At 45.8% G+C, this 1808-nt stretch carries 1 protein-coding gene; it reads left to right on the top strand.

Annotated elements, in window-relative coordinates:
* On the top strand, positions 1 to 1808 hold a 1808-nt coding region (locus ENN47_04845; protein ID HDP77510.1), incomplete at both ends, for a DUF11 domain-containing protein.

Here is a 1808-nt window from a genome sequence, read left to right on the forward strand (position 1 = left end):
AAAGAGGAGATGCTTACTGCAGAGAAGTCGCTTTCCTTCGAAAGAGTATCTCCGGGCACGGCACAAGAGTTCTCAATAAACATAGATAACAACTACTCTTTCGAAATTGATTTCATAACGGTCGTAGAGTACATAGATTTCAACGGGATTTCCATAGACGGCATTGTCGACACCAACTCCATAACTTCAGACACGCGTTTCACCATACGTTTTTTCGACGGAAGCAACTGGTCGCAAACCAGACCCGAAGAAAGTTCAGACATCAAGGGTTTTGAGATGACGTTCTTGAGTGTATTGCCTGCAGAAACCATCAACGTACGCTTTGACGTCTTCTTTCCTGTCTCTGCCGGCCCGGGAATCCGGTATAACACTGCTTATTTGACCTACTACGGGTTCGATGAAACTCAAGAGATCGAGACAAATACCGTGGATTTCTCCATCATGGCTCTTGAGAATCCCTTTATTGGCCCCGAAGGATATCCCGAAGCTCCGGAAATGACAGCTGAAGATACCACGATAAGCACTGTAACAGTTTACAGCGGTCAGAAGGTAAGTTTTGTCCACACGCTTAAGAATTCGGGGAACGTCTCGGGGATCATGGATCTTCTTGTCGACAGCGCGAATTTCGATCTGGACGGATGGACTTTCAGATTTCTAGATGTATTGGGAACTCCTTTAGAAGATAGTGATAACAGCGGCAATGTTGACGTCGGAGAAGTTTCGCCTGGAGGAGAAGTCGATGTAATCCTAGAGGTTACCGTTGCACAGGATGTTACCGGAGATAACAACGGCAAAACCTTTAAGTTCATTCCCGAGACGCGAATGGGCGAGAAGACAAACAGAACAATAGACATAATCCCTCTGATCAAGGGGGCCGATTCGATCGATATAGAAAAGACCTTGCTCTCAGGATCTCTCGTTCTTCCCGGAGAGGAGATGCGATATTCTATATCTGTCAGCAACAACATAGATCAACGTAGCGGAAGAATAGTTGTGAAAGATAAGATCTCCGAGATGCTGTCGGAACCATATGAGATAGAGGTGACAAGAGAAGCATCAGTCTCTTTCCAAAGCGAAGAGAGGATTCTGGAGATTGAGCTCGAATCTCTTGACCCGCTAGAAACTGTAACCATTTTCTTCAAATGCAGGTCTGCCGAAGATCTTCCTGAAGGAGTGCTCATAGAGAATTCGGCATCCGTTGAGGGAGCTGGCGGTTACACCGAATCCGGTACTATAAGCGCGAAAATCTATCATGGCAAACTGGAACTGATAAAAACCGTATCGCCTTCTGTTGTGGAGCTTGGCTCAGAGCTAACTTACAGGATTGAAGTTACAAATCCAAGCTCCATTGCAACTGTGACTGATCTTGCACTTGAAGACAACATCCCCCCAGGAACATCATACATAAAAGGAACTTCCACAATCAACGGCATTCCCGTCGAGCCTAACATCGTGGGAGATAGACTGCTTTTCAGTGATCTCGACGATCTGGGACCCGCTGAGAAGACTGTGATTGTCTATCGTCTGAAATTGGAGCAATTTACGGGTGAATCTCTTCAGAACAGGGTGATTGCAACCTGTAGCATTCTTTCGGAAGAATTCACTTCGGAAGTTGAGACAGAACCTGCTTTTGCAGATGTTGCAGTCTTCAGACCTATGAACCAGGGCTCGGGAATAGTGGGTAGAGTTTATGTAGATAATAATGAAAACGGCTACTACGACTTAGAAGATACTGCGCCTCTTCCTACCAGGTTGATTCTCGAGGAAGGCTCCTTTGTTGTCACCGATGAAGAAGGGCTTTTTCACTT

The sequence above is a fragment of the Mesotoga infera genome (genome assembly GCA_011045915.1).
Classification (GTDB): Bacteria; Thermotogota; Thermotogae; order Petrotogales; family Kosmotogaceae; genus Mesotoga; species Mesotoga infera_D.